22 protein-coding genes are annotated in these 25342 nt (G+C 37.3%); 5 read left to right on the top strand and 17 right to left on the bottom strand.

Going from position 1 to position 25342, the window contains the following annotated elements:
* Positions 1–624: 624 nt before the first annotated feature.
* From pnpS to ACNSTQ_RS06970, 6 genes are all read right to left on the bottom strand, one after another.
* The gene (gene pnpS / locus ACNSTQ_RS06945; RefSeq protein WP_418199129.1) at positions 625–2445 is read right to left on the bottom strand and encodes a two-component system histidine kinase PnpS; all 1821 of its coding nucleotides are present in this window, start codon (positions 2443–2445) and stop codon (positions 625–627) included.
* Positions 2438–3157 (bottom strand): response regulator transcription factor, encoded by a 720-nt coding sequence (locus ACNSTQ_RS06950; protein ID WP_418199130.1) that lies wholly within the window; start codon positions 3155–3157, stop codon positions 2438–2440. Before ACNSTQ_RS06950 ends, pnpS begins: the two co-directional genes overlap by 8 nt.
* A 396-nt stretch (positions 3158–3553) precedes the next feature.
* Positions 3554–4498, bottom strand: coding sequence for a malate dehydrogenase (gene mdh, locus ACNSTQ_RS06955; RefSeq protein ID WP_418199131.1), 945 nt, complete (start codon positions 4496–4498; stop codon positions 3554–3556).
* A 137-nt stretch (positions 4499–4635) separates the two neighbouring features.
* A complete protein-coding gene (gene icd, locus ACNSTQ_RS06960) occupies positions 4636–5904 on the bottom strand; it encodes an NADP-dependent isocitrate dehydrogenase (protein ID WP_418199132.1) in 1269 nt (422 codons plus the stop codon).
* A gap of 121 nt (positions 5905–6025) precedes the next feature.
* A complete protein-coding gene (citZ, locus tag ACNSTQ_RS06965) occupies positions 6026–7141 on the bottom strand; it encodes a citrate synthase (protein WP_418199133.1) in 1116 nt (371 codons plus the stop codon).
* 221 nt (positions 7142–7362) lie between these two features.
* Positions 7363–7836, bottom strand: coding sequence for a DUF441 domain-containing protein (locus ACNSTQ_RS06970; RefSeq protein WP_418199134.1), 474 nt, complete (start codon positions 7834–7836; stop codon positions 7363–7365).
* 338 nt (positions 7837–8174) lie between these two features.
* Here ACNSTQ_RS06970 and ytvI point away from each other — a divergent pair, with 338 nt between their 5' ends.
* Positions 8175–9290 (top strand): sporulation integral membrane protein YtvI, encoded by a 1116-nt coding sequence (gene ytvI / locus ACNSTQ_RS06975; RefSeq protein WP_418199135.1) that lies wholly within the window; start codon positions 8175–8177, stop codon positions 9288–9290.
* Positions 9291–9476: 186 nt separating this feature from the next.
* On the opposite strand, the gene ACNSTQ_RS06980 is transcribed toward ytvI, so the two are convergent.
* From ACNSTQ_RS06980 to dnaE, 8 genes are all read right to left on the bottom strand, one after another.
* Complete coding sequence (locus ACNSTQ_RS06980) at positions 9477–9872, bottom strand: FxsA family protein (protein ID WP_418199136.1); 396 nt, start codon at positions 9870–9872, stop codon at positions 9477–9479.
* A gap of 181 nt (positions 9873–10053) precedes the next feature.
* The gene (gene pyk / locus ACNSTQ_RS06985; RefSeq protein ID WP_418199137.1) at positions 10054–11808 is read right to left on the bottom strand and encodes a pyruvate kinase; all 1755 of its coding nucleotides are present in this window, start codon (positions 11806–11808) and stop codon (positions 10054–10056) included.
* A 77-nt stretch (positions 11809–11885) separates the two neighbouring features.
* The gene (gene pfkA / locus ACNSTQ_RS06990; protein ID WP_418199138.1) at positions 11886–12845 is read right to left on the bottom strand and encodes a 6-phosphofructokinase; all 960 of its coding nucleotides are present in this window, start codon (positions 12843–12845) and stop codon (positions 11886–11888) included.
* Between the two features lie 120 nt (positions 12846–12965).
* Positions 12966–13940, bottom strand: a complete 975-nt coding sequence (gene accA / locus ACNSTQ_RS06995) for an acetyl-CoA carboxylase carboxyl transferase subunit alpha (protein WP_418199139.1) — start codon at positions 13938–13940, stop codon at positions 12966–12968.
* A 17-nt stretch (positions 13941–13957) separates the two neighbouring features.
* Complete coding sequence (gene accD, locus ACNSTQ_RS07000) at positions 13958–14800, bottom strand: acetyl-CoA carboxylase, carboxyltransferase subunit beta (RefSeq protein ID WP_418199140.1); 843 nt, start codon at positions 14798–14800, stop codon at positions 13958–13960.
* Between the two features lie 115 nt (positions 14801–14915).
* Positions 14916–15581 carry a FadR/GntR family transcriptional regulator gene (locus ACNSTQ_RS07005; protein WP_418199141.1) on the bottom strand — a complete coding sequence of 222 codons (666 nt, stop codon included), beginning with the start codon at positions 15579–15581 and terminating at the stop codon, positions 14916–14918.
* 24 nt (positions 15582–15605) lie between these two features.
* Positions 15606–16838: an NAD(P)-dependent malic enzyme gene (locus ACNSTQ_RS07010; protein ID WP_418199142.1), complete on the bottom strand. Its 1233-nt coding sequence runs from the start codon at positions 16836–16838 to the stop codon at positions 15606–15608.
* Between the two features lie 123 nt (positions 16839–16961).
* Positions 16962–20306, bottom strand: coding sequence for a DNA polymerase III subunit alpha (dnaE, locus tag ACNSTQ_RS07015; protein ID WP_418199143.1), 3345 nt, complete (start codon positions 20304–20306; stop codon positions 16962–16964).
* Positions 20307–20546: 240 nt separating this feature from the next.
* On the opposite strand from dnaE, the gene ACNSTQ_RS07020 reads away from it, so the two are divergent.
* The 3 genes from ACNSTQ_RS07020 (at position 20547) to ACNSTQ_RS07030 (ending at position 21751) form a co-directional block, all read left to right on the top strand.
* On the top strand, positions 20547–20879 hold the full coding sequence (locus ACNSTQ_RS07020) for a YtrH family sporulation protein (protein ID WP_418199144.1): 333 nt from the start codon (positions 20547–20549) through the stop codon (positions 20877–20879).
* Positions 20876–21379 (top strand): sporulation membrane protein YtrI, encoded by a 504-nt coding sequence (ytrI, locus tag ACNSTQ_RS07025; protein ID WP_418199145.1) that lies wholly within the window; start codon positions 20876–20878, stop codon positions 21377–21379. The genes ACNSTQ_RS07020 and ytrI overlap by 4 nt, the downstream gene beginning before the upstream one ends.
* Positions 21380–21541: 162 nt before the next feature.
* On the top strand, positions 21542–21751 hold the full coding sequence (locus tag ACNSTQ_RS07030; protein ID WP_275116955.1) for a hypothetical protein: 210 nt from the start codon (positions 21542–21544) through the stop codon (positions 21749–21751).
* A gap of 109 nt (positions 21752–21860) precedes the next feature.
* Here ACNSTQ_RS07030 and ACNSTQ_RS07035 read toward each other — a convergent pair whose 3' ends face one another.
* On the bottom strand, positions 21861–22808 hold the full coding sequence (locus ACNSTQ_RS07035) for a DHH family phosphoesterase (RefSeq protein ID WP_418199146.1): 948 nt from the start codon (positions 22806–22808) through the stop codon (positions 21861–21863).
* A gap of 103 nt (positions 22809–22911) precedes the next feature.
* Here ACNSTQ_RS07035 and ACNSTQ_RS07040 point away from each other — a divergent pair, with 103 nt between their 5' ends.
* Complete coding sequence (locus ACNSTQ_RS07040) at positions 22912–23211, top strand: YtpI family protein (RefSeq protein WP_418199147.1); 300 nt, start codon at positions 22912–22914, stop codon at positions 23209–23211.
* A 135-nt stretch (positions 23212–23346) separates the two neighbouring features.
* On the opposite strand, the gene ACNSTQ_RS07045 is transcribed toward ACNSTQ_RS07040, so the two are convergent.
* Together ACNSTQ_RS07045 and ACNSTQ_RS07050 are read right to left on the bottom strand one after the other, a co-directional pair.
* The gene (locus ACNSTQ_RS07045; protein WP_418199148.1) at positions 23347–24654 is read right to left on the bottom strand and encodes a DRTGG domain-containing protein; all 1308 of its coding nucleotides are present in this window, start codon (positions 24652–24654) and stop codon (positions 23347–23349) included.
* Between the two features lie 95 nt (positions 24655–24749).
* On the bottom strand, positions 24750–24995 hold the full coding sequence (locus ACNSTQ_RS07050) for a hypothetical protein (protein WP_418199149.1): 246 nt from the start codon (positions 24993–24995) through the stop codon (positions 24750–24752).
* Between the last annotated feature and the right edge of the window lie 347 nt (positions 24996–25342).

Raw genomic sequence — 25342 nt, forward strand, 5'->3', positions numbered from 1 at the left:
TCCATATTTAGGGTAAACTTAATTTGAGTCATATCAATTTCTCCTTTACGGTTTTTCGTGGTTGAAAACATTGTAACCAGAAATTGATATGGCTTATTCTTTTTACACAATTATATGGACTTTATCATTTAGAGGACTGAGAGGACCCTATTTGTTTAGATTTATTCAAAAACATCACGAAAAGTAGTAAATAAGAGCCGCTGAGTCCTTTATATTAAAAAAAGAGCAATTTTTACAGAAATAAGGGTCTGTGAGGCCGCTAATTTCGCGCTATAAATACACTGAAGCTACTCATACAAAAATGGATGTGATCGGCTTTAGATGTATAGGCTAGAGCCTTGCCATATATGGTAAAAGATACACGGCAACAATAGTTACCGGCAGCCGCTTTGAAAAAGAGGAATACTACAGCTTATCTTCGCAAAAAAAAATAGGCCAAAAGCTAAGGGGAAGCTTTTGTCCTAACAAGGGGATGTAAAACAACTTCCGTAAACTGAATGAAGGGATGAGCATAAACATCCAGTTTACAGGCATTGATGAAACCGTTCGAGATAATTATATCTTTCAACCGTAAATTTAGAATGAAGGTAATGTTAATATTTTGTAAATATAACTACTTTGCATCTAAACATCTAATTCATTGTTTGTACTTCTATGATTCATAAAAAAGCCATGTTCAGCTTTCGCTTCTTTATTAAATATAAGAATAAATAATGTACCTTTTCCTACATGACTTTCAACATCAATTTTACCATGATGGGCTTCTACTAAATGCTTTACAATTGCTAGACCTAGTCCCGTTCCACCTGAGTTACGGCTCCTTGCCCGGTCCACTCGGTAAAACCTCTCAAAAATACGAGGTAATTCGCTTTCACTTATCCCGATCCCTGTATCTCTTACCTTCAAGACCACATCTTCATCTTGTTCCTCTACTTCAACTAAGACCTCACCGCTTGCTGGAGTATACGTAATACTGTTGTTCACAAGATTAATAACGATCTGCTTTATCCGCACAGGGTCACCATCAATAACTGTGTCACCGATACACTTAATATTTAGTTGAATATCTTTTTCTTCTGCTTTTGGTCTTAATAGGGTATGAACATCTTCTACAATATCTGATATGTTCGTTTTCTGCCAATTTAATTTAAAATATTGCTGCTCAATTCTCGAAAGTTCTAAGAGATCATGAATTAAGTTTTGGAGCCTCTCACTTTCTTTCCAGATAATCGTTAAGAATTGTTCGCGGAGCTTTTGTTCTTCCATAGCTCCATCTAAAAGTGTTTCAGCAAATCCTCGAATAGAAGTCACTGGTGTCTTCAATTCATGAGAAACATTGGCAACAAAGTCTTTTCTCACTTGCTCTAATTTTTTTAATTCCGTAATATCATGGAAGACAAGAGCGATCCCCCGGAGCTTTTCGTCCTCCCCAATAATGGGTGCTCCATAGACATCGAAGTGCCGTACTTCTAAGTGAATTGGCAATTTTATTTGTTTCCGTTGTTTCTTTTCCGTCATAAAAATATCTTGTACAATTTTTATAATTTCCTTATGCTTTAATGCTTCGTGATACAAACGGTTTAACCATAAGTCCGTATCTTCTTGGAAAATATCTTTACATGACCGATTAATAAGCGAAATATCTCCTCGTGGATTAATAAAGATTAAACCACTTCCCATATTTTCAATTAACGTTTCCATTCGTTCTTGTTGAATTTGGTGTCTTCTTGTAATTTGGTCCAAGTTATAAGCTAGTACATTAATCGAACGGCTTAGTTGACCTACTTCATCATGACTACTTTCCATCGTTCGAGCCTTATAATTTCCTTCAGCAAGAGAGTTTGCCACTTTCGTCGCTGCTTCGATTGGACGAATCATTTGGTTCGCTATTCGATAAGAAACCGAAACAATCACGAAGAAGGCCAGTGAAAAGCTAAAAATGAGAAGCCCCCAAATTTTTTGATTCATCTTATTAAGTTCTTCAAACGGAATTCCAAGACGTAAAAACCCTATCGTTTCTCCAGCTTCTTCAACTGGAACTGCGTAGTATAGAAGTTCTTTACCCACCGTATCACTGTATCGAATTTCATAATGGCCTTCCCCCTCAATTACAGACTGAATTTCAGGTCGATCAATGTGATTGTCCATTAGTTGCGGATCAGAGGAAGATTCCCCAACCACTGTTCCATCAGCTAAGATAATTGTTACCCTCGTGTCAAGCTTCTCACTTATTTTTAGTGCCATTTCCTGAGATTGCCCATTTTCACTCAACCCTGATTCTAGTACACTGAATCCTGCTAACTCAGCTTCTTTTTTTAATCGATCCGTAATACTTTCAAAATAAAAATCCTTAAATAATTGACCAATGATTAGTCCAAGGCTTGCGAGCACGATAAGCGTGACTGCAAGTAATGAAAACACTAATCGAAATCGAAACTTACCCATTTAATTGAGGCTCCTCTAATTTATAACCTAACCCACGAATGGTTTTAATATAAATCGGTTTTTTCGTATTTGGTTCAATCTTCTCTCTTAAGTGGCTAATATGAACGTCCACAATCCGTGTGTCTCCAACAAATTCATAATTCCAAACTGCATTTAGTAATTGGTCTCGAGTCAATACTCTTCCTTTATGACTCGCTAGATATAAAAGCAACTCAAATTCTTTTGGTGTTAAATCCATCGGCTGCCCTTTATACTGTACCTCGTAGTTTTCTGGATAAATATCGACTTCACCAACACTAATTACTGTACCTTCAGTTTTTGATACTTCTTGGTCACTTTGACTTTGACCAACCCTTCTTAATATAGCCCGTACTCTTGCAACAACCTCTCTTGGACTAAAAGGCTTTGTCATGTAGTCATCCGCACCTAACTCTAAGCCTAAAACTTTATCAAACTCATCATCTTTAGCGGTTAACATCAAAATTGGTGTCATTAATTTATTTAAACGCATTTGCTTACAGACATCTAATCCATCCAGTTCGGGAATCATTAAATCTAAAACGATCAAATCAAATGGCTGTGATTGCGCTAATTCAAGTGCAGATGCCCCATCCATAGCTGTCACTACTTCATACCCTGCTTGTTCTAAGTTAAATTGAAGTAACGTTACAATCGACTCTTCATCATCTACAACTAATAATCTTTGTGTCATAGCGTCCTCCGATATTAAGGTTATTTAAAATTGTAATCTTTATTTTGATTATAGCAAATGAATGTAAATTTCATGTAAATTCTATTGAGAATTTTTTTCATTTACTTTACCCAAGACTCTTTCTCAAAGTTTTTTCGTATACTTTGTTGCATTTTGAAACATAATCCTAAAATGCTCCACACTAGGTATGAAACGCCAATAGAAACGATTAATAAAAAGTATATATGTTTCACATAGCAACACACAACTTATGTAGTGTAGCTATGTTTATCATAATAAAATTCTTTGGTTACGGTCCAATAGCTAAAAGCAACAACCTTTTAGAAAAGGGCCTATAAAAAATGACACACGCAGCAAGACTGCGTGTGTCATTCGTTAATTCCTATTTATCGTTGTTTATGCTTTCGGTAAAGCTGCCATTACGTTACGAACAGACTCAACAGATTGGTCTAAAGCCGTTTTCTCTTCAGCAGTTAACTCTAATTCAATAACTTTTTCGATACCGTCTCCACCGATAATTGTAGGAACTCCTACATATAGATCACTATATCCATATTCGCCTTCTAAGTAAGCAATTGTAGGGATAATTCGTTTCTTATCTTTCAGGATCGCTTCAACCATTTGAGTTAATGAAGCGGCTGGGGCATAGTATGCACTTCCGTTTCCTAGAAGACCAACGATCTCACCGCCACCTTTACGTGTACGTTCAACAATTGCTTCAAGACGATCTTTTGAAATAAGTTTTTCTAATGGAATTCCACCAGCATAGGAGTAACGGATAAGTGGTACCATATCGTCTCCATGTCCACCAAGAACAAAACCAGTTACATCTTCCACAGATACGTTCAATTCTTGAGCAACAAATGTGCGGAAACGAGCGGTATCAAGAACACCTGATTGACCTAATACGCGATTTTTCGGGAATCCTGACTCTTTGTATACAGTGTAAGTCATAGCATCTGCAGGATTAGTTAATACGATAATATAGCACTCTGGTGAATGTTTTACAACTTCTTTAGTAACAGCTTTCATGATACCAGCGTTTGTGTTAACTAGGTCATCACGGCTCATACCTGGTTTACGTGCAATACCTGCAGTGATAACAACAACATCGGACCCAGCAGTATCTTCATAGTTAGAAGTACCAATAATATTAGAGTCAAGACCTTGAACAGGTGTAGACTCAAGCATGTCTAATGCTTTTCCTTTAGTTGGGCCTTCCATCTGTGGAATGTCTAGAAGTACTACATCTCCTAATTCTTTTTGCGCTACCATAAGTGCAGTTGTTGCACCCGTAAAACCTCCACCAATTACAGAAATCTTTCTGCGTTTGATTGCCATTATTCACCACTCCCTTTGCGTTATTAGTGGTTGTTTGAAAAGTCCAGATGATTAAATCCTTTATCTCAGACAACCATATTAGATGTTGTTCAATAAAGTTGAACACATTCCTTGATAAAATCTAAACTTAAAGGGTATTAAAGGTTTTTAATAAGTTCATTTGCAAATTCAGAACATTTCACTTCAGTTGCGCCTTCCATTAGGCGTGCGAAGTCATATGTTACAACTTTACTTGCAATTGTTTTTTCCATTGAGCCCATGATTAAATCAGCAGCTTCAGTCCATCCAAGGTGACGAAGCATTAATTCACCAGATAGTAATACTGAAGATGGATTTACTTTATCTAAGCCTGCATATTTAGGAGCAGTACCATGAGTAGCTTCAAAAATAGCGTGACCAGTGTCATAGTTAATGTTTGCACCTGGTGCAATACCGATACCACCAACTTGAGCAGCTAGTGCATCAGAAATGTAATCTCCATTTAAGTTCATTGTTGCAACTACATCAAACTCAGCTGGACGAGTTAAGATTTGTTGTAAGAAGATATCAGCAATTGCATCTTTAACGATGATTTTGCCTTCAGCTTCTGCTTTTGCTTGCGCTTCATTTGCAGCATCTTTACCATCACGCTCTACGATTGCATCGTATTGAGCCCAAGTAAATACTTTGTCTCCAAACTCTACTTCAGCAAGCTCATAACCCCAGTTCTTAAATGCGCCTTCAGTAAATTTCATGATGTTACCTTTATGAACTAGTGTAACACTCTTACGTCCTTCAGTAATTGCATATTGAATAGCGGCACGTACTAGACGTGAAGTACCTTCTTGGGATACTGGCTTAATACCAATACCTGAAGTTTCTGGGAAACGGATTTTGTTAACACCCAATTCATTTTGTAAGAAACTGATTAATTTCTTAACTTCTTCAGAACCAGATTGATACTCAATACCCGCATAAATATCTTCAGTATTTTCACGGAAGATCACCATATCAGTATCTTCAGGACGTTTTACTGGTGATGGAACACCTGTAAAATAACGTACAGGACGTAAACAAGTAAATAGATCTAATTCTTGACGAAGTGCAACGTTTAATGAACGGAACCCTCCACCAATTGGAGTCGTTAACGGTCCTTTAATCGCAATTATGTATTCACGTACAGCCTCAAGAGTTTCCTCTGGTAACCAGTTGCCTGTTTCATTAAATGCTTTCTCACCAGCAAGAATTTCTTTCCACTCAATTTTCTTTTCACCGTTGTATGCTTTTTCAACTGCAGCATCTAATACTCTTGAAGCAGCTGCCCAAATATCTGGTCCAATTCCATCTCCCTCAATAAACGGAATGACTGGATTATTTGGTACTTCTAAAACCCCATTATTTACCTTAATTGCTTCTCCATTTGCCATAATCACAATTACCTCCCTAACTAAGATTAGTTAAAAACACAGAAATCATTCTATGTTTTTAACAATAAAATATGTACAAGGAGGAGTTTCCTCCTCCTGACATTATACACTAATAATCTTATTAACGTTGGTCAATTGGAACGTAAACTTGTTTGTCTGGACCAACATATTCTGCACGTGGACGAATTAGACGGTTGTTGCTGTATTGTTCTAAGATGTGAGCTAACCATCCAGAAGTACGACTCACTGCAAAGATTGGAGTGAACAAGTCATATTTAATTCCAAGACTATGGTATACGCTTGCTGAATAGAAATCAACATTCGGTAGTAAGCCTTTTTCACCACTTACCATTTCGTCAATTTTAATTGACATTTCATACCACTTAGGTTCACCAGTAATAGCTGTTAACTTTTTAGACATTTCACGTAAGTGTTTTGCACGTGGATCACCATTTTTATATACACGGTGACCGAAGCCCATAATCTTTTCTTTATTATCTAAAGCACGACGAATGTATGGCTCAGCATTTTCAACTTCACCGATTTCATGTAACATTTTCATAACAGCTTCGTTAGCGCCACCATGTAAAGGTCCTTTTAATGCACCAATTGCAGCTGTAATTCCAGAATACACATCAGACAAAGTTGCCACACAGACACGAGCAGTAAAGGTTGACGCATTTAACTCATGGTCAGCGTGAAGAACTAGCGCTTTATCAAATGCTTTCACAGCGATCTCATCTGGTTCTTCTCCTGTTAAAGTATATAGGAAGTTTGCAGCAAATCCTAAATCCTTACGTGGAGCGATTGGATCCTTACCTTCACGAATACGAGAAAACGCTGTTACAAGCGTTGGTATTTTGGCTTGTAAACGAATAGCTTTAAGGCGATTAGCTTGCTCGTCCATTACATCCGCTTGATCGTCATATAAAGCTAAACTAGAAACAGCTGTACGAAGAGCCGCCATTGGATGAACATCCTTGTTTGGGTAAGCTTTCATAAACTCTAAAACTTCTTGAGGAATGTCAGCGTTATCCGCTAAATCCTTTGTTAATTGATCAAGCTCATCTTGTTTCGGTAATCTACCATTCCAAAGCAGATAAATTACTTCTTCAAATGTTGCATTATTAGCTAGATCATCAATATCATATCCTTGATAAGTTAAAACGCTATCAATGATAGAACTCACACTAGAAGTTGTTGCTACAACTCCTTCAAGACCCTTTGTAGTACTCATTTCTCAACCTCTCCTTTTACCCTGTTATATTCATACAGATATTACACGAGGAAAAGTAAATGCTTACATTTCCATCTAAAAACTATGTAGGAAGGAAGTTTCAATCAACTTACATTATAAACATTTTTTAAGATTTTGTGAACGTTTAATCGAGATATTCATCACTCATCGTGAAAAGTTTTACTAATCTGAGTTTTCTGACAATAGCGAACGAGGCAAAATTAGCCTCCATTAGTTGTAAAAATTGATATAAGTTGAATAATTAAGTATGCGATTCCTGCGGCGATTAAAGGTCCTACAGCTATACCTTTAAACAATACAACAGCCAAAATAGTTCCTAGTACTAACGCTGTCGTAATGTGCGGGTCGTCTTTCAAAAGATCCACTCCGCTCGCTGCAATTAAGGCGACGGCTATTCCAGAAAATAATGCAATCCATGCATACGATGATTTAAGTGATTCTGTAAGTTGCTTAAACCCTATTTCACCAGTTGCGATGGGGACTAAAACGGCAATCGTAAGGATTGTTACTCCCCAATTAATCCCCTTTGCTTGTATAATTGGAAAGAGTTTATCACCTAGCCCAGTCCACTTTAATAATAGGAGTGCAACAACAGCTACTAGTAAAGACTGGTTTTTCCCTAACCAGCTAATGACTAGTAAAATCAGTAAAAACAATGATGATTGAGACAACAAATTAACTGTTCATCCTTCCTCCATAGACAATCCTCAGAATTCATCATATCATAATTTCTCAATATTCGCTATGTTTCATAATAGAAGAATATTTTTAGCTTCTATTATAGTACACAGCTTCTCTATGATAAATTATGATCGTTATATTGATATAAAAATGCTATTTCTAGTCAGGTTATTGTAGATCGCTCTTCACGCTGTGCGGAAAGTTTGAAAACGTCCAAAACAACAGCGTTTACGAAAAAAAGCCTTGTAATTTACCTTATTTTTGAGACTCGCCTCATTTTTTTCACTCTATGTTCATATGATGTACAAGCAGAGCATTAGGGGGCGATTTTTTGAACAAAGAGCAATTATCTTTAGCTTTGCGTATTCTTTTTGTTATCTTCATTATTTTTCTCGTGTTTATAAGCTCGTATTATGTTACATCGGTAACCTACCCCTTTCTATTTGGATTTATACTAGCATTTATTATTAATCCACTCGTCAATTTTTTAGAATTTCGTTGGAAGTTAAACAGAGCGGTAGCCGTTCTAATTTCACTTTTACTAATCCTGACTATTTTTTCTGGTCTTATCACTTTTTTCATCGCTGAAATCATCTCTGGATCAAACCACTTGGCTAACGTACTTCCTTATCATATAAATACACTAGTTCTTTATTTGGAGCGATTCTTTTTTACGACATTACTTCCGATTTATGATCAAATTATTCGTTCAATCAATTCGTTAGAGACCGAACAGCAGTCAACGATCATGAATTATATTCAAACGTTCAGTTCAGAAATTGCAACGACTGCAGGAACAGCGGTTCAGAAAATTTTCAATGGATTATCAGATTTCCTTATTTCACTGCCGAACTTAGCAACTGTATTTATTTTTACGATCATGGCCACTTTTTTTATTAGTAAGGATTGGTATAAAATAACGCGTTTCGTTCGAAAAACTTTACCACATAAAGTTACCGAAAGTTCAATAAAAGTACTCAATGATTTAAAACAAGCTCTTTTCGGCTATATGGTTGGCCAGCTTACATTGATTTCAATTACATTTGTTTTTGTACTTTCTGGTTTGCTATTCCTTAAGGTAGATTATCCTTTTACAATTGCTGTGGTTATTGCAATCGTTGATTTAATCCCTTACTTAGGAACAGGCCTTATCTTTATTCCATGGATTATATATACTTTTTTTGCGGGACAACTATCGTTAACGATCGGTCTTTGTGTCCTTTATGGAGTTATTTTAATTCAACGTCAATTATTAGAGCCTAAAGTTTTATCAAGCAGTATCGGGGTTGATCCTTTAGCAATGTTAATTGCTTTATTTGTCGGCTTTCAATTATTTGGTTTTCTTGGACTAATGATTGGACCAGCTAGCTTAGTTTTTCTAAATACACTTTATAAAGCAAATGTATTTCATGATATTCGTGATTTTATTTTGCAGAAAAAGGTGTAACTGCTGCCGTAAATAAGGAGCTTCAAAAACATGGAGAATATCTGAAATCACAGATTAAATAACAGATGAAACTATAACATTATTTGCAATATAATTAGACACAAAAAGGTTGGGGTTACTTAAATTCACCCCAACCTTTTTGTGTCTAATGTGTATAACGTTTATTGAGTTAAAACGAACCGGATGTTACTTTCTAGAAATAAAAATGAAATTACCACTATTAATCATTCGTTGCGAAATCTTCATTAAGAAGGCTTTTGCTGTTGCTCGAGTAAATGGAATTAATAAATAAAAACCAATAAAGTCCGTAATAAATCCTGGGGTGAGTAGAACAACTCCCCCAACTAAAATACATATTCCATCTAGGATCACACCACTAGGTAACTGGCCTTGTTGCATTTGTAATTGTGCCAGACGTAAGGTTTGAAGCCCCTCTCGCTTAGTTAACCATGCTCCCAATACTCCTGTTAGCACAACAAGAAAAACAGTAGGCCACACACCTAAATAATTTCCGGATAATATCAATACTCCAATTTCTAATGCCGGAACAATTATTATTAACAATAGTAACAATCGAAACAATATTAAAACCTACTTTCTAACTACCTAAAGACTTAAAAAATGGCAGGTAATTTTTCAACTACTATAAGATATAGAGCTTTATAGTTCCATTAGCTTTGAGCCTATATTCAACGGTAATTCACCCATGTTCTTTAGGCAAGTCATAATCTAAAAAAAGAAGGGAGAACCCCTTCTTTTCTAATTATAAAACACTAGCGTGTCCACTGTAAATATCGCCTCTTGTACTGTCGACTGTTACTTCTTCTCCATCTTTAAATCGTTCAGTAGCTAATTCAACACCAACAATTACAGGCTTCCCTAAATTTAAGCCAACAACTGCTGCATGCGAAGTTAAACCACCTTCTTCTGTAATAACTGCAGCTGCTTTTTCAAATGCCGGAATCATATCTTTATCGGTACTTAGTGTCACTAAAACATCTCCAACATTTACTTTTTCGTTTGCTTCTTCAGCTGTGGTTGCCACAACTACTTTCCCTGTAGCCGTTCTTCGACCTATACCTTGTCCTTTGGCAACAATTTCACCAATTACATGTACTTTTAGTAAGTTTGTTGTACCCGTTTCTCCAACCGGTACTCCTGCTGTAATAACAACTAGATCACCGTGCTTAACATAACCTGAGCCCATCGCAGCTTGTACAGTAATATCGAGCATTTCATCGGTTGTCGATGCTTCTCTTCCTAGTTGTGGAACAACACCCCAAACTAGCGCTAAACGCCGTAATACCTTTTCGCTACTTGTTACTGCGATAACTGGTGATTTAGGTCGATATTTGGCTGTTACTTTAGCTGTATATCCACTTTCAGTTGCTGTTAGGATTGCAGATGCATTTAAGTTATAAGCTGTATGAGAAACGGATTGACTAATTGCACTTGTAATCGTTATTCGAGTATCTTTAATACGTTTAGAAAGCATTTCTTTATAGTTTAGTGCTTCTTCTGTACGTTGTGCAATCGTGTGCATTGTTTGTACAGATTCAACCGGATAATCCCCAGCTGCCGTCTCTCCAGACAACATAATCGCATCTGTGCCATCAAAGATAGCATTCGCTACATCACTTGCTTCTGCTCGAGTTGGACGAGGATTACGTTGCATCGAGTCAAGCATTTGTGTTGCAGTAATAACAGGTTTTGCAACAGCGTTACACTTTTTGATTAATTCTTTTTGTACAAGCGGTACTTCTTCGGCAGGAATTTCAACCCCTAAGTCACCACGCGCTACCATTAAGCCATCAGCAATTTGTAAGATTTCATCGATATTATCCACACCTTCTTGGTTCTCAATTTTAGGAATAATATGGATATCTGATGCATTATACTTCTCTAATAGTTCTTTCATTTCTAGAACGTCAGATGCTCTTCTTACAAATGAAGCAGCAATAAAGTCAACACCTTGCTCAACTCCAAATTTAATATCTTCAGCATCTTTATCAGTAATAGCAGGTAAATTAACACTTACATTTGGAACGTTAACACCTTTTTTATTTTTTAAAATACCCGTATTTAGTACTTTGGTTCGCATTTCATTAGTTCCTACTTCAATAACTTCTAATCCAATTAAGCCATCATCTAGCAAAATCTTAGACCCAGGGTGTACATCATGGATAAGTCCAGGGTATGTAATAGAAATTTTTGAAGAGGTGCCAACTACTTCTTCCATAGAAATCAATAATTCTTGCCCTTGCTTAAGTTCTACTGATCCACCTTCAACCGTTTGTGTTCTAATTTCTGGACCTTTAGTATCCAATAAAATTGCTACATTTTTACCCGTAATTTCAGCTGCTTCACGGATATTTTTAATTCTTGCGCCATGCTCTTCGAAATCCCCGTGAGAAAAGTTTAATCGTGCTACATTCATACCAGCTTCCATTAAAGCGACTAATTTATCTACCGTTTCACTAGCTGGACCAATCGTACATACTATTTTTGTTTTACGCATCGTTATAGTATTCCTCCCAATATAATTGTTTAACTCTTCACAAGTTGTGTTTTATTTGTTTTAAATAAGAAATCGTTTTATATTGACAGTTCCTGTGAAAGTTTATACATTTCATTATCAATACTATGTTTTACTTGAAGAATATCATTTATGTCGTGGTGAACAAGTTTATTGCTTTGGATCCCTACTGTTCTTCCAGCTTGCCCTTCAAGTAACAATTCTACAGCCTTTGCCCCTAACCGACTTGCTAGTACACGATCAGCTGCAGTTGGTGAACCGCCGCGTTGAATATGACCTAGTACTGTCACACGTGTTTCTAAGCTTGTTGCCTCTTGGATTTTTTGCCCAATGTCAATTCCACTTCCTACGCCTTCAGCAACAATGATAATACTATGCTTTTTACCACGCTGATGTCCTCTTTTTAGACGACTTACAATTTGCTCCATTTCATATGGGGCTTCAGGAATAATAATTGATTCGGCACCACCTGCTAGTCCAGCCCACAATGCTAAGTCTCCTGCATCTCGCCCCATAACTTCTACAACATATGTTCGCTCATGGGAAGTGGCTGTATCACGAATTTTATCAATGGCATCAATGATTGTATTTAATGCTGTATCAAATCCAATCGTGAAGTCCGTACCCGGAATGTCATTATCAATTGTTCCAGGTACCCCTATAGTAGGATATCCATGTTCCGTTAATTTTTGCGCACCACGGTACGAACCGTCACCACCGATAACGACTAATCCTTCAATGCCATACTTCTTTAACTGCTCAATTGCTTTTTTCTGGCCGGCTTCTGTTTTAAATTCTTCACAGCGTGCCGTATGTAACATTGTTCCTCCACGATGAATAATATCACCAACGGATCCAATTTCTAATTTCTTTATTTCTCCTGTAATTAGACCGGAATAACCACCATAAACACCGTACACTTCTAACTCATGAAAAATTGCCTTACGAACAACCGCACGTATGGCAGCATTCATTCCTGGTGAATCGCCACCACTAGTTAACACACCAATTTTTTTCATTTCTTTTTCCTCCTTACGTGTGTATCTGCATTATTCAATCTACCATGTTGAAATAAGGAAAACAATAGCTCTATTTTGAAAAGAAAAGTGCTCTCTATAGTTGATAGAAAGCACTTTTCCTTATCTTATGCCAATGGTATCGTTTACAAACGTATATTGCCCAATATTTTTGTATTTTTTATGTCGATCCTCAACAAGCTCTTCTGGAGAAAGAGACGACATTTCATTTAATGCCTTTTGGATGATATTGTCAATCAGTTTTGCTTGTTCTTTCACATCACGGTGAGCCCCGCCCCTGACTTCAGGAATAATATCATCAATAACCCCTAACTCTTTTAAATCCGGCGCCGTAATTTTCATCGTATCTGCTGCACGTTGGGCTTGACCTGCATCTTTCCAAAGCAAAGCAGCTGCACCTTCAGGAGAAATAACTGAAAACCAAGTATTTTCTAACATATAAATTCGGTTCCCTACCCCAATTGCTAGAGCACCGCCACTTGCTCCTTCACCGATGACAACACAAATAATAGGAACGGCAAACCCTGACATTTCCAGTAAATTACGAGCAATGGCTTCACTTTGCCCTCTCTCTTCAGCTGACATTCCAGGATATGCTCCTTTTGTATCTAAGAAACAAATAATCGGTCGTCCGAATTTATTGGCTTGTTTCATTAATCGTAAAGCTTTTCGAAACCCTTCAGGATGTGGCATACCAAAGTTTCTGCGAATATTTTCTTTCGTATCTTTCCCACGCTGGTGTCCAATAATCGTTACTGGATTTCCTTTATACTTGGCAATTCCACCGACAATTGCTGCATCATCGCCATATAAGCGGTCTCCATGCATTTCAATAAAGTCAGTGAATAGGTTTTCAATGTAGTCTAGTGTAGTCGGCCTGTCACCTAAACGCGCAATTTGTACACGTTCCCAAGGTTTTAAATTTCCGTATATTTCCGTTTCCAACTGTTCAAGTCTTGATTCTAACTTTACAATTTCAGCGGAAAGATCAATATCCTTTTCTTGTGTAAAGGATTTAAGTTCTTTAATTTTCTCTTTTAGTTCTACAATCGGTTTTTCAAAACTCAACTCAGACATCTATTCCACCTCCTAACTTATTGATGCATTGAAATAACTTTTACAAGTGTGTCTTTCATATCCTTACGATGAACTACTCTATCAAGTTGTCCGTGCTTTAATAGAAATTCAGCGGTTTGAAAATCTTCAGGAAGCTCTTGACGAATGGTCTGCTCAATAATTCTTCGACCTGCAAAACCAATTAAAGCCTTCGGTTCTGCAAAGTTATAATCACCAAGAGAGGCAAAACTAGCAGAAACTCCTCCTGTGGTAGGGTGGGTCATAATTGATATAAATAAGCCACCTTGTTTATCTAGCTTCTGGAGTGCAGCACTTGTTTTTGCCATTTGCATCAAGCTTAATACACCTTCTTGCATTCTCGCTCCACCTGAAGCAGAAAATAGGATAAAAGGTTCTTTTCTATCAATAGCTTGTTCAATAGCACGTGTAATCTTTTCACCGACAACAGAACCCATACTTCCCATTCGGAAGCGTGCATCCATGACCCCAATAACAGCAGGATAACCGTCCATATTCCCGCGGCCAGTCACAACTGCTTCATTTAGTTCTGTTTTCTCTCGATCCTGCTCTAACTTTTCTTGATATGTAGGAAAGTTTAATGGATCCTTCGCTATCATCTCTTTGTCAAACTCTTCAAATGTTCCTGCTTCGACTAAACTGTCAATTCTCTCATAAGCAGTCATTCTATGGTGATGTCCGCAAGAAGAGCAGACGAATAAATTTTTCTTTAATTCTTTTGTGTACATGATCGTTCTGCACACTGGACATTTGGTCATTAATCCTTCTGGCACTTCTTGTTTGGCACGCTCAGATGGGATCGTTGCATACTTTTTCTTTTTTGAAAAAAAGTCTCTTAACACAATGACACCTCTCTCTAACTAGAGATATATTTTCTATCAAAATTTTACATTATCATATCATACTAATTTCTTTAATCGCAATAAATGGACCGATTAATCGTTCGTGGAATACCGATTAAAATCGACTGTTTTTCAAGTGTTTTTCTAAAGCTTTGACAGCGTCTTCTTCGTTTTTCCTCGCCAAGGCTTCAAAAATTTCTTCATGTTCGGCAATAGATGCTTCGGGCCTTCCTTCACGAGCTAGCGATTCCCGAATAGAAACTTTGTTATATTCAACTAACGGCATCCATAAATTCAACATAAGAACGTTATGACATGCTTCTACAATTGTTTTATGGAATAAGTAATCCTCTTCGACAGGAAAATCTCCATGACTCCATTCACTTTTTGATTGCTCAATTAGTTCTTTTAATCTAACAATTTGTTCATCTGTAATACGTTGGCATGCTAATCGTAACGCTTCAACCTCAACGATCTTCCTTGTCTCAGCTAAATCTTCTCTAGCACTATCATCATTTAATATAAAAGATAAGATAATTTCTACTAATCGATGACTTCCTACTTTTTTTATAAACGTTCCTTCGCCGCGACGTGTTTCAATTAACTCTAGTAATTCAAGTGCTCGAAAAGCTTCCCTTACAGAAGAACGTCCCACCTGAAGACGTTCACTTAACTCACGCTCAGATGGGAGGCGATCTCCGCTTTTTAATTGGTCGTTTCGAATAATTTGATTTAGTTGCTTAATGATTTCTATATACACTTTCGGATGGTCGTTAGCCACTATACTCACATCCTTTTTCATAAACTATTCAATAACTGCAAGCTTTCTCGTTTTTTCTGCAACTTGCTCTGGGTCGACCTTCTTGCGTGCTACCCCTGTTTCCATTGCTGCTTTTGCTACAGCTGCAGCTACAGCTGGCGCTACTCTCGGATCAAATGGGGCAGGTATTACATAATCTTCATTTAACTCTTCATCACTAACTAAGCTTGCAATAGCCTCGACTGCTGCTACTTTCATTTCTTCGTTAATATGAGTCGCACGTACATCTAAAGCACCACGGAAAATACCTGGGAACGCTAACACATTATTCACTTGGTTTGGAAAGTCTGATCTTCCTGTACCAATTACTTTTGCTCCAGCTGCTTTTGCTTCTTCTGGCATAATTTCTGGAACAGGGTTCGCCATTGCAAAAATGGTAGGCTCATCATTCATACTTTCAATCATTTCTTTCGTCAGTGCACCTGCTACGGATACACCAATGAAAACGTCAGTACCTTTAATAACATCTTCTAGACTGCCTTCTTTTTGATCACGGTTTGTAAATTTAGCTACTTCAGCTTTCACGTCATTCATACCGTATGGGCGGCCCTCATAGATTGCACCTTTGGAGTCACACATAATAATGTCTCGAACACCCATGCTATGCATTAATTTAATGATGGCAATTCCAGCAGCTCCAGCACCATTGGCAACTACTTTAATTTGAGACATTTTTTTGCCTGTTAGTTTTAACGCATTGATTAAACCTGCTAGAGTAACAATCGCTGTTCCATGTTGGTCATCATGAAATATTGGAATATTTGTTTCTCTCTTTAATCGTTCTTCAATAACGAAACAATTAGGTGCGGCAATATCTTCTAGGTTAACTCCGCCAAACGTCGGTTCAAGTAGCTTAACGGTTTCGATGATTTTCTCTACATCATTGGTCTTTAGGCAGATCGGAAACGCATCTACTCCAGCAAAAGACTTGAACAGAACAGCCTTTCCTTCCATTACAGGTAATGCTGCTTCTGGGCCGATGTTCCCAAGCCCTAAAACGGCTGTACCATCTGATACAACAGCAACCATATTACCTTTCATCGTGTATTCATAAACGTTTTCCACGTTATCAAAAATTTCTTTACACGGCTCAGCTACCCCCGGGGAATAAGCAAGACTTAAATCATCCGCATTACGAACGGCTACCTTTGATTTTGATTCTAACTTCCCTTGGTTTATTCGATGCATATGTAGGGCTTCTTCTCTGAGTGTCGACATGTGCATTCTCTCCCTTCTCTCTCTACCTATTGTCAATCCAGTAAAAATACCTCACTTTTTCTACTGGTCTGACCACTAACAAACTGACTATATTATACCAGAACCAACAAACCGTTACACTACTTATTCGCTTTTTATAACAACATTTTTTGTGCCTAAAATTTCCTGTAGCTGTCCAATCTCTTCACCTGTACTACTAATAGAATACTGATCAGCTAGAATAACTTTTTTATTTGTTTTCTCATAAAATAGAATGACTTGCGCTTCTCCTTCATTGGTTAAAAGAATACTTTTCACCTTTTCAAGGATTGCCTTATTCTCATATTTGTCTTGTATTCGTAGAAAAATTCTCGTTTTTTTCGGTTTTTCTTTTAACTCATTCATTAAGGCTAGGTGTTGTGCAATAAATGATCTTCTTTCTTGTCTTTCTTCAACTAACACCTCGACAAGAACTAATTCTTTTTCTTTCATAATTTGTTTATAGTGTTGCCAAACTTGAGGAAATATAACGATTTCTACTTCACCTTCTTCATCTTGAATGCGAATAAATCCCATTTCTTCCCCTTTTTTCGTTTTTACTATTCTTACACTTTGCAAAAAACCTGCTAAGAAATGCTTCGTTCTCTTTTCTTTAACTACAATTTGTCTGCTCGATATTCGGTTATACGACTTCAACACTTTACTGAAATTTTCGATTGGATGTCCTGAAAGATACATTCCCGTCAACTCTTTTTCAAATCGGAGAAGTTCCGCTTCACTAAATGGCGGGACAGAATAATAAATAGGTTGATCTAGTTGAATAGAAAATAATTGACCATCTGCCGTTTGGCTTTTTCTAATTTCGCCTCCGTACTCGATTGCCTCATCTAGTGTTGCTAATAGTTGTGCACGATGATAGCCAAATTCATCAAAGCAGCCAGCAACAATTAAAGCCTCTAACGCTCGTTTCGTTACAATCCGAGCATCTACTCGTGCACAAAAATCAAATAAGTCTTTGAACTCTTTTCTATTTCTTTGTTTAATGATTTCTAGCGCTGCCTTTTCTCCAACGTGCCGAATAGGTGCAAAACCAAAGCGAATCCCTTGTTTCTCTAAAGAGAACGGATAATAACTATAATTAATATGAGGTGGTGAAATAGTAATTCCATGATTTTTAGCTTCTGCGATATATTGACTTAGCTTTTCCTGGTGAAAGATAACACTCGAAAATAAAGCGGCATAAAACGGTTTAGGAAAGTTTGCCTTTAAATAAGCCAACTGATAGGCAATCATACTATAAGCCACCGCGTGACTACGGTTAAACCCATAGTTAGCAAATCGTACAATCATGTTATAAACGTCGTTCGCACTCGCTTCACCATACCCTTGTTCCATTGCACCGTTCACAAAGCGAAACCGTTGTTCCTCTAACACTTCCCGCTTCTTCTTACTAACCGCTCTTCTTAGCGAATCCGCTTCTCCTAGAGAAAATCCTGCCATCGTTGCGGCAATTTGCATAATTTGCTCCTGATAAACGATTACACCGTACGTTGGTTTTAAAATAGCTTCTAAATCTGGATGTGGATAAGTCACTTTACGTTTATGATGCTTACCATCAATATACGTTCCGATAAATTCCATTGGACCTGGACGATACAGTGCATTAACTGCGACGATATCTTCAAAATTAGTAGGCTGGAGCTGCTGTAAAACTCTTCGCATACCTTGAGACTCAAGTTGGAATATTCCCGTTGTTTCTCCTCTAGAAAGAAGCTCAAACGTCTTTTTATCTTCTAACGGTAATGCATCTAGATCTACTTGTTGACCAGTACTCCTCTCAATGGCGTGAATAATTTGTTCTAGTAGCGTTAAATTTCGCAGACCGAGAAAATCCATTTTTAGTAAGCCAATTTCCTCTAAAATATCCATAGGATACTGTGTTAATGATGCCCGGTCTTCCTCAATTAAGAGTGGGACATGATCTGTTAACGGAGCGGAACTCATCACTACCCCAGCTGCATGAGTTGAAGTGTGGCGAGGTAAACCTTCAACTAATAATGCAGCATCGTACAATTTTTTGGCATCAGGTGTATCTTCCAATATTGTTTGTAAACTCTTACTGTCTGCTATTGCTTGTACTAGCTTAATTCCAGGTGTATTAGGAATCAGCTTAGCCACTTTATCAACGACCCTTGTATCGGTGCCTAGCACCCGGCCAACATCACGAATAGCAGCCCTAGCAGCTAATGTCCCGAAAGTAATAATTTGCGCTACATGTTTTTCACCAAATTTTTGACGGACATATTCGATCACTTCATCACGACGATGATCTGGAAAATCGATATCAATATCAGGCATTGTTACTCGTTCAGGGTTTAAAAACCGTTCAAATAATAATCCATATTGAATAGGATCTATCTTTGTAATATCTAAAAGGTAAGCGACTAATGAACCAGCAGCAGATCCACGCCCTGGACCTGTGATCATCCCTTCCTCTCTAGCAAACTTCATAAAATCCCAAACAATTAAAAAATAGTCACTAAATCCCATCGTAGAAATCACTTGAAGTTCATATCCTAGTCTTTCTTTTATAGCTTCTGTCACTTTTGGATATTTTTCCGTCAACTGGTTATGGCAAATGTCAAACAAGTAATCATCGCTCGTAACGTCAGAACTTAACGGAAACTTAGGAAGATGGATTTTTCCTAAGGTTAGTGAAAGTGAACACCGCTCTGCTATTTTTAATGTATTCGATAGGAAACTTGGATACTTGTTGAAAATCTGTTTCATTTCTTCTTCCGATTTCAAATAATATTGTTCATGTCTACTTTCTTCCTCTAGCCATTGTCCATTTCGAATACTATTGACAATTTGAAAACCTAACAGCTGATCTTTATTTGTAAAATAAACATGGTTTGAAGCGATAATCTCAATATTTAATGAATGAGCAAGTTGAACTAGTTTATTCATCGTGACTAAGTCTTCACGCTGGTGGATTTGCAGTTCTATAAATAAATCATTTAAACTCAGCTTGGAGGTTAACTTAGAGATATAATTTTTAATTAGTTCGTAATTATTCGAATGAATGGCATCTAATAACAACCCGCCTTCATACCCAATCACGATGATTAAGTCATCACTAAACTTTAGGACTGTTTCCAGATCCACTGTAGGGGTATCGGATTGATTCGCTGTGGTGGAAAGGTTGATTAATTGCTGATAGCCTGCTTCATTTTTGGCATAAAACAGGAAAGGAAAGACATTTCCCCCCCCATCATTCGTTACTTTCAATTCTACGCCTATAATAGGTTTTATCCCTTCTTCTAGACAAGCCTTATAAAAAGGAATGACACCAAATAGAACATTCTCATCAGTAATTGCCAGTGCTGTATAACCACTTTCCTTAGCACGCTGAACCACTTCACGGATACGGCAAGTTCCTTTCAACAAACTGTACTCAGTATGTAAATGCAGATGTACAAAACTCATCTGTTTTCTCTCCCTTTTATATAGGATGCTTCAATTCGTGTGCCTTTGTCCCTTTTAATAGTAGCACCTTTCGAATTATCCACTTACTGTATGGCATTCTATTATAACTTCTCTTCTTCTATTCTCCATTTTTATTATACTACGCATAAACATAAAGGAAAAAACAAGCATATTATTCGTTCAGACGAGCTATACATGTAAAAAGGAAACTAACTAGTATAGATAAAGGAGAGGTTCTTTATGGACCGAAATTTTGCTGCTACTCTCGTCGTTGACTTCTTTGTCGCTTTCGGTGTAATCATTGGAGGAGCAATCATTGGAGGTATAAGCGCCTTTTTAATTGGGGAACCTCCGTTACAAAAAATTAGTGAACTAGCTGCAAGCTTAAAAATTTGGGCGATTGTTGCCGCCATCGGTGGAACTTTTGATGCATTTACAAGTTTAGAGCGCGGATTGTTTCAAGGAACACACGATGATATTTTTAAAACGTTATTCATGATTTTTGCTGCCTTATGCGGTGCCCAAGCTGGAACAACAGTTATTCATTGGCTGACCCAGAGTAATGCTTCATGAGAGTCCCTCCTTATTATAAAAGACCAGGTTGGCAGCGTTTTTTTGCAGGTGTAGTGATCGGAATGATTATCGGTTGGGCGTTTTTTGTTTATGAATTCGGTACTATTAATGAAACACTAGTAAGCGAAATTAAAAAGCAGCAAATTACGATTGAAAATTTAAACAAAGACCTTGAGACATTACGGAGTGTGGAAAAAAAACTGAATGAAGAAAATGAGAAAAGACTGACGATCCAAGAGCTAGAAATGTATTTTACAAATGAAAAACAGGTGAAGTTGAGTGAGCTAACTTTATATGAGCTTAAACAAAAAGGATTAAATGAACTCCGCTTTCTAAAAGGGAAAGATATCGCAACAGTCGCCTCGACAAATGAACTGATGATTAAAACGATAGAAAATACTGAATTTCAAATTGGCGATGGTCGATACAAGCTGAAAGTCGAACAAGTCTACTTATACACAACCTTGAAGCTTTATATGAAGATTGAACGGGTGCTTTAATTTCTCAACTCCCCTTCGTTCAAAGCCTGATTTGATTCCCTGTTTGAAGATTTGCAAAAAATAATACAAAACACTCTCATTTCCGATCTTTTTCCGTTATAATAGAATTAGCATATTTGTCTCATCGTACAAATTACTCCAATGCCTAGGAGGTGCTTTACCATGGATGTTACGGGAAAAGAAATGGTGATTAACCGAAAAGAAATGGCTTTAAAGAAAGTCGAAAAGTTAAAAGCTGGCTATTCTGCTTTTGCAGAATCTAAAGAAGTAACCGAAATGATTAAAAAACAACTTGCTAAAGAAGGTATTGATGTTTACGAAGACGTTACTGAAATGGGTTCATGGTTTATTCCCGCCAACAAAAAAGATTAATATCACGGAGAGGCTATCCTAAAGTGTTCACTGAATGGTGACTTTTTGGATAGCCTCTCTTCTATTAGGAAAATTCAAATTCTTTATCTAACCTTATCAACAATTGCTTCTATTGATAGCTTTTACAAACCTCATGTAAATCTGCAACAATGCTCTTCGTCTCTTCCCAATCTTTCGCTTTTGCTCCGGATGCCATTGGGTGACCACCCCCACGATATTTTTGTGCAATTTGATTAATCTGCGGTCCTTTAGATCGTAAGCGTACCCGTATGTCTTCGCTCTCTTCATCTTCTACAAAAAATACCCAAGCTTTTAGCCCGTCCACATCACTGAAGCAGTTTACTAGTTGCGAGGATTCATTAGCCGTATTATTAAATTTTCTAAGAATGTCAGCCGTTAAGTTCATAACACCAAGACCGTCCTCATACACTTCGAAATGCTGTAAAATGTACCCTTCTAACCGAGTCATTTTTAAATCCTTCTTATAAAACTGCGAATAAAAATCACTTTGATCAATGTTAAACTTTAACAGTTCGCCTGTGGACTGATGGGTTTTCGTCGTTGTATTTGGATAACGGAACCGTCCCGTATCCCCAACCATTCCAGCATATAAAACGAGTGCTCCCTTTTCCGAAAGTCTAAAACCTCTTTTCTTACCTTCCAAGTATAAATCAACAATCATTTCACTAACTGAACTTGCTTCGGTATCCACCCAAACGATATCCCCATACGGGTCTTCATTCGGATGATGATCGATCTTTATAAGAAAGTCGCCTTGGCTATAACGTTGATCGCTAATTCTTTCTGTGTTTGCCGTATCACATACAATGACGAGAGCTCCTTCATATGTAGAGTCTTCAATTTCGTCCATCGTGGAAAGAAAACGTAATGATGGCTCCTCTTCTCCAACAACATAAACATTTTTCTTCGAATCACTAGAGTTAATCAACTCTGCTAATCCCGCTTGTGAGCCTATCGCATCCGGATCTGGTCGTTCATGGCGATGGATAATAATCGTTTGGTACTCCTCGATCTTATTTAAAATTGTTTCAATCACTTGTCATTCTCCTTTGATAACTAGATTTCTTGAACTTTTCACGATAAAATATGTAATGTGCTTGTCCACTCATGGACACAAAGCTTAAGGAGGTCCTTACTACATGACACAATCATTACTTATATTAATTGTCATCTCGCTCGCATTCTTTATTTATTTTAAAATAAAGTTTTGGCGTACGACAGCTACAATTGAAAAAAAGTGGCAACAAACTCGAGCCAATATTGCACTAGGTTCTTTTCTCATTTTCTTCGGTCTTAATCTACTTGTCTTTCCTAGAAGTACAGTAGATATTATTATTGGTATTATCTTTGCTTTATTAGGTGCTGCTAATGCGTACTTTGGCTTGCAGAACTATAAACATTTTCTTCCTCAAGTCATTGAAGAGCGAAAAGCAAAATAAGAAAAAAAGAGGCGAAACTCTATTACCTACCCAAACCTCAATTATCCTATATAATTACATTGTACTTTTCGTACGGTCTGTAACTATATATTCACAAGAGGAGCGTAGACACTTTGGAGTCTGCCTCTTTTTCTTTTAGTCAAGAAGCTGTGCCATCATTAACGCTTTCCCGACAATTTCACCATTATGATAAAGCTCAACATCAATTTTCCCATTCTTCCTACCAATTTCAAGCACTTTCGGTCGAATATCAATGGTCGTATCAATTTGAACCGGTTTAATAAAGTAAAGGGTTACATTTTCGACGACAAGATCGCCTTTTTTGTATTTTCGTAAAGCTCGACTCCCTGCTTCGGTCACGATCGTCGTAACCACCCCATAGGATAACGTTCCAAGATGGTTGGTCATTTGAGGTGTTACTTCACATTGAAACAATAAATAATCTGAAGTGGAATGATCCGAAAAGCGACTGGTTACAACGTCCTCAATCGTTTCTCCCACATGGGGCTGACGTTGGGTCATCTGAAGGGCTTTTAGAACATCTTGACGACTAATAACCCCCATTAATTTCCGTTGTTGGTCTACTACAGGAAGTTGCTCGATTCCTTCCCATACCATCACGTGAGCAACTGAAGCGACAGACGTTCGTTCATTCACCGTAATCGGGTTTTTCGTCATTACTTTCTCAATAGGCGTTAACCGGTTTACCCCTAAAACATCTTTAGAAGTGACCATTCCTTGAACTCTAAACCCTTCGTCTACTACAGGATAACGGCTATGACCTGTTTTTTGATTAAGCTCATGCCATTTCTCAACTGAATTATTTATCGTCATATAATATGTATCTTGTAATGGAATTAAAATATCATCAACAAGAACAATTTCTTTCTTTATCAGTTGATCATAAATGGCGCGATTAATCATCGTTGCTACCGTAAATGTATCATAGCTTGTAGAAATAATCGGGAGCTCTAACTCGTCTGCTAGTTTAATGACTTCTTCACTTGTGTCAAAACCACCTGTTATTAATACAGCAGCTCCAGCCTCTAAAGCGATTTTATGAACTTGGTATCTGTTTCCAACAATTAATAAGTTACCCGGGTCTACATAACGCATCATCGCTTCAAGTTTCATTGCACCGATTACAAAACGATTTAACGTTTTGTATAGACCTTGTCGCCCGCCTAGAACCGATCCATCAACAATATTGACGACTTCAGCAAACGTTAGCTTTTCAATATTTTCTTTCTTTTTCTTTTCAATTCGTATCGTCCCGACGCGTTCAATCGTCGAAACAAATCCTTGGTTTTCAGCTTCTTTAATAGCGCGATATGCTGTTCCTTCACTGACATTAAGCGCTTTTGCAATTTGACGAACTGATATTTTTTCACCAATTCCTAGATCATTAATATATTGCAATATTTGTTCGTGTTTCGTTGCCATATCCCCTCACCACACTTTCTTATGAACTGTATCTATGAAAACTATCTAAACTGTATTAGTTCTATTATAACTGTTGGGGGATAGGCACTTCAAGACTACCTGCTATATCTTCTTAGCTTATTTCCTTCCTTTCTAGTTTCTTCGGTCAATACCGGTGTTTTTCTTTTATTCTTACCGTAAAGAAGTCCTACTAGATTTCCGCCCACAACAATTAGGGCAAATAAGAGCCAGGCGACAGCAAAAATACCTCCTAAGCCTGGATCACCTAATGGAATACGAGGAACAGCAAAATAAATAAGGGCAAATGCAAGCAGTAAACATAGTAACAGCCTTTGTTTCATTTCTTTTCATCCTTTCAAATGAGTATAATATCAAGCTATTTCTAGAGTTTCTTCTGTCCTGAACGATCAGTAAATTAAAGTTGTCCTACTTCATTCTATGAATATCCTCTAGAAAAAGAAGCATTACTTTCAAGAATTGACGAAGCTTGTTTGTGCTTATAGATACTCTAATATTGAATATTCATTTTATATTAGCGCTGTTAAAGAGTATTGTTGATTTTGGGCTCCTTCCTGAAAAAATAACCTGAAATTCTTGGAGAAAATGCATTTTCTCTTTCATTTCAGGTTATTTTTTCAACCTTTCAGTTCCTGAAAGGCGTGTGAAATGTTAATTTCACACGATGAGC

Source organism: Alkalihalobacterium sp. APHAB7 (genome assembly GCF_048323755.1).
Classification (GTDB): Bacteria; Bacillota; Bacilli; order Bacillales; family Bacillaceae_F; genus Alkalihalobacterium.

Excerpts from the sequence above, each read along its gene's own strand:
- pnpS (WP_418199129.1), bottom strand. The coding sequence starts at position 2,445 with ATGGGTAAGTTTCGATTTCGATTAGTGTTTTCATTACTTGCAGTCACG.
- ACNSTQ_RS06950 (WP_418199130.1), bottom strand. The coding sequence starts at position 3,157 with ATGACACAAAGATTATTAGTTGTAGATGATGAAGAGTCGATTGTAACG.
- mdh (WP_418199131.1), bottom strand. The coding sequence starts at position 4,498 with ATGGCAATCAAACGCAGAAAGATTTCTGTAATTGGTGGAGGTTTTACG.
- icd (WP_418199132.1), bottom strand. The coding sequence starts at position 5,904 with ATGGCAAATGGAGAAGCAATTAAGGTAAATAATGGGGTTTTAGAAGTA.
- citZ (WP_418199133.1), bottom strand. The coding sequence starts at position 7,141 with ATGAGTACTACAAAGGGTCTTGAAGGAGTTGTAGCAACAACTTCTAGT.
- pyk (WP_418199137.1), bottom strand. The coding sequence starts at position 11,808 with ATGCGTAAAACAAAAATAGTATGTACGATTGGTCCAGCTAGTGAAACG.
- pfkA (WP_418199138.1), bottom strand. The coding sequence starts at position 12,845 with ATGAAAAAAATTGGTGTGTTAACTAGTGGTGGCGATTCACCAGGAATG.
- accA (WP_418199139.1), bottom strand. The coding sequence starts at position 13,940 with ATGTCTGAGTTGAGTTTTGAAAAACCGATTGTAGAACTAAAAGAGAAA.
- ACNSTQ_RS07010 (WP_418199142.1), bottom strand. The coding sequence starts at position 16,838 with ATGTCGACACTCAGAGAAGAAGCCCTACATATGCATCGAATAAACCAA.
- dnaE (WP_418199143.1), bottom strand. The coding sequence starts at position 20,306 with ATGAGTTTTGTACATCTGCATTTACATACTGAGTACAGTTTGTTGAAA.
- ACNSTQ_RS07020 (WP_418199144.1), top strand. The coding sequence starts at position 20,547 with ATGGACCGAAATTTTGCTGCTACTCTCGTCGTTGACTTCTTTGTCGCT.
- ytrI (WP_418199145.1), top strand. The coding sequence starts at position 20,876 with ATGAGAGTCCCTCCTTATTATAAAAGACCAGGTTGGCAGCGTTTTTTT.
- ACNSTQ_RS07030 (WP_275116955.1), top strand. The coding sequence starts at position 21,542 with ATGGATGTTACGGGAAAAGAAATGGTGATTAACCGAAAAGAAATGGCT.
- ACNSTQ_RS07040 (WP_418199147.1), top strand. The coding sequence starts at position 22,912 with ATGACACAATCATTACTTATATTAATTGTCATCTCGCTCGCATTCTTT.
- ACNSTQ_RS07045 (WP_418199148.1), bottom strand. The coding sequence starts at position 24,654 with ATGGCAACGAAACACGAACAAATATTGCAATATATTAATGATCTAGGA.
- ACNSTQ_RS07050 (WP_418199149.1), bottom strand. The coding sequence starts at position 24,995 with ATGAAACAAAGGCTGTTACTATGTTTACTGCTTGCATTTGCCCTTATT.